Consider the following 3,221-nt stretch of genomic DNA (forward strand, 5'->3'; position numbering starts at 1 on the left):
ACTACCGCGGCGCCGGCACCGTCGAGTTCCTCTACGACGCCGAGAAGGACCGGTTCTTCTTCCTGGAGATGAACACCCGGCTCCAGGTCGAGCACCCGGTCACCGAGGAGGTCTTCGGCGTCGACCTGGTCGAGCTGCAGCTCGCCGTCGCCGAGGGGCGCACCGTCGACGTCGAGGTCGGCGAGCCGCGCGGCCACGCCGTCGAGGTCCGGCTGTACGCCGAGGACCCCGCGGCCGGCTTCGCCCCCCAGACCGGACTGCTGACCGCGCTCGACATCCCCGGCGTGCGCGCCGAGTTCGAGCTCTCCGGGGGGCTCAGGCTCGACTCCGGCGTGGTCGCCGGCAACGAGATCGGCACGTTCTACGACGCCATGGTCGCCAAGGTGATCTGCTGGGCGCCGACCCGCGAGCAGGCGGCGCGGCGGCTGGCCGGGGCGCTCGCGGCGGCCCGGATCCACGGCCTGCGCACCAACCGCGACCTGCTGGTCGGGCTGCTGCGCAGCGACGTCTTCCTCGAGGCGCGGATGCACACCACCTGGCTCGACGACCCGGCGGTGGCCGCCGGTCTCGGTGCCTTCGACGAGGAGGCTGTCCGGCTCTCCGCGTTCGCGGGCGCGCTGGCGCTGGCGGAGCGGGCCCGGGCCGCCTCGGCGTACCACGCGCGGATCCCCGTGGGCTGGCGCAACGTGCCGTCGCAGCCGCAGCTGACCGCCTTCGCCCGGGGGGAGGAGGAGGTCGAGGTGCGCTGGTGGGGCGGTCGGGTGCCGCGTCATGCCGACCGTGACGACGTCACGGTCGTGGCCGCCTCGCCGGACAGCGTCACGCTCGAGGTCGGCGGCGTCGCCCGGACCTTCGCGATCAGCATCGTGGACGGCGCCCTCGTCGACGTCGACTCCCCGCTGGGACACGTCGCGCTGCGCAAGCTGCCGCGGTTCACCGACCCGGCCGACCGGGTCGCCGCCGGCTCGCTGCTCGCCCCGATGCCGGGCAGCGTGGTGGCGGTCCATGCCCAGGTCGGCGACGTCGTCGAGGAGGGCCGGCCGCTGCTGGTGCTCGAGGCGATGAAGATGCAGCACACCATCACGGCGCCGCACGCCGGCACCGTCACCGAGCTCGACGTCGCCGTCGGCGACCAGGTCACCGGCGGGGCGGTCCTCGTCGTCGTCGACAACCCCGAGGAGAGAGAGTCATGACTGCGTTCACCGAGTCCGAGGAGCGCACCGAGCTGCGCAAGGCCGTCGCCAAGCTGGCCGGCAAGTACGGCCAGGAGTACTTCCTGGCCAAGTCCCGCTCGGGCGAGAAGACCACCGAGCTGCTGCTCGAGCTGGGCAAGAACGGCTACCTGGGCGTCAACCTGCCCGAGGAGTACGGCGGCGGTGGCGGCGGCCTGGGTGACGTCATGGCGGTGCTGGAGGAGCTCGGCGCGGCCGGCTGCCCGATGCTGCTGATGGTGGTCAGCCCGGCGATCTGCGGCACCGTGATCACCAAGTACGGCACGCAGGAGCAGAAGCAGCGCTGGCTGCCCGGCATCGCCGACGGCACCGGCACGATGGCGTTCGCGATCACCGAGCCCGATGCCGGCACCAACTCGCACAACATCATCACCACGGCCCGCCGCGACGGCGACGGCTGGGTGCTCAACGGCCGCAAGGTCTTCATCTCCGGCCTCGACGAGTCCACCCACGTGCTGGTGGTGGCCCGCACCGAGGACGCCAAGACCGGCAAGCTCAAGCCCTGCCTGTTCGTGGTGCCGACGGACGCCCCAGGCTTCGAGTTCACCCCGATCCCGATGGACTTCGTCTCTCCGGAGACGCAGTTCCAGGTGTTCATCGATGACGTCCGGCTGCCCGCCGACGCGCTGGTCGGCGACGAGGACGGCGGCCTGGTGCAGCTGTTCGCCGGCCTCAACCCGGAGCGGATCATGGCCTCGGCGTACGCCACCGGCATGGCCCGGTTCGCGCTGGCGAGGGCCGCGGCGTACGCGAAGGAGCGGACCGTCTTCAAGGCGCCGATCGGCTCCCACCAGGCGATCGCGCACCCGCTCGCCCAGGCGCACATCCAGGTCGAGCTGGCCCGGCTGATGACGCAGAAGGCGGCGGCGCTGGTCGACGCCGGCGACGACTTCGCCGCGGGGGAGGCCGCCAACATGGCCAAGTACGCCGCCGCCGAGGCGTCCTGCTTCGCCGTCGACACGGCGGTGCACACCTTCGGCGGCAACGGCCTGACCCAGGAGTACGGCATGGGCGCGCTGATCGCCGGATCGCGGGTGATGCGGATCGCCCCGGTGAGCCGGGAGATGATCCTCAACTTCGTGGCCATGCATTCCTTGGGTCTGCCCAAGTCCTACTAACCTGCTGCTGTGGCCGGGGTCGTGCAGGCGGTGGACCGCGCGCAGCGCCGGTTCACTCCGGTGTCGTTCCCACTCGGCGTGATCTACAAGTTCTTCGACGACCAGGGGAACTATCTCGCCGCGATCGTGACGTACTACGCGTTCATCGCGATCTTCCCGCTGCTGCTGCTCGGGTCCTCGATCCTGGGGTTCTTCCTGCAGGGCAACCCGCATCTGCAGCAGGAGGTGCTCAACTCGGCGCTGCGGCAGTTCCCGATCATCGGCGACGAGCTGGGCCGCAAGGCGCTGCACGGCTCGACCGGCGGCATCGTGGTCGGTGCGCTGACCGCGACGTACGGCGCGATGGGGCTCGGCCAGGCGATCCAGAACACCGTCAACACGGCCTGGTCGGTGCCGCGCAACAGTCGGCCCAACCCCTTCCTGCTGCGGTTGCGGTCGCTGGTGCTGCTGGCCACCGCCGGGGTCGCCGTCCTCGGCGTCTCGGTGCTCTCCACGATCGGCGCCCACACCGAGGTGCTCGGCTCGCACCTCGACGACGGACTGCGCTGGCTGATCCAGATCGCCACCGTGCTCGTCGTCGGCGCGATGCTGACCGTGCTGTTCCGGCTGGCGACCACGCGGGACCACCCGCTGCGCAACGCCGCGCCGGGGGCGTTCACGCTCGCGCTGATGTGGCAGCTGCTGCAGTGGATCGGCGCCTACTACGTCACCCACGTCATCCAGGCCACCAGCGGGATGAACAAGACGTTCGCGCTGGTGCTCGGGCTGATGGGGTTCATCTACATCGCCTCGGTGATGGGCGTGCTCGGCATCGAGGTCAACGTGGTGGTCGCCCGCCGGCTGTGGCCGCGGGCCCTGCTGACGCCGTTCA

The 3,221-nt window shown here is 71.1% G+C and carries 3 protein-coding genes; all 3 read left to right on the forward strand.

Annotated features, from left to right (window positions below; all coding sequences use genetic code 11):
- A partial coding sequence (locus tag VHA72_RS09840; RefSeq protein ID WP_325574703.1) for a biotin/lipoyl-containing protein occupies positions 1 to 1,193 on the forward strand: 1,193 nt, incomplete at its 5' end.
- Positions 1,190 to 2,350, forward strand: coding sequence for an acyl-CoA dehydrogenase family protein (locus VHA72_RS09845; RefSeq protein WP_325574705.1), 1,161 nt, complete (start codon positions 1,190 to 1,192; stop codon positions 2,348 to 2,350). The genes VHA72_RS09840 and VHA72_RS09845, both read left to right, overlap by 4 nt.
- Before the next feature lie 9 nt (positions 2,351 to 2,359).
- On the forward strand, positions 2,360 to 3,221 hold an 862-nt coding region (locus tag VHA72_RS09850; RefSeq protein WP_325574707.1), incomplete at its 3' end, for a YihY/virulence factor BrkB family protein.

This window comes from Nocardioides sp., from assembly GCF_035547795.1.
GTDB lineage: Bacteria > Actinomycetota > Actinomycetes > Propionibacteriales > Nocardioidaceae > Nocardioides.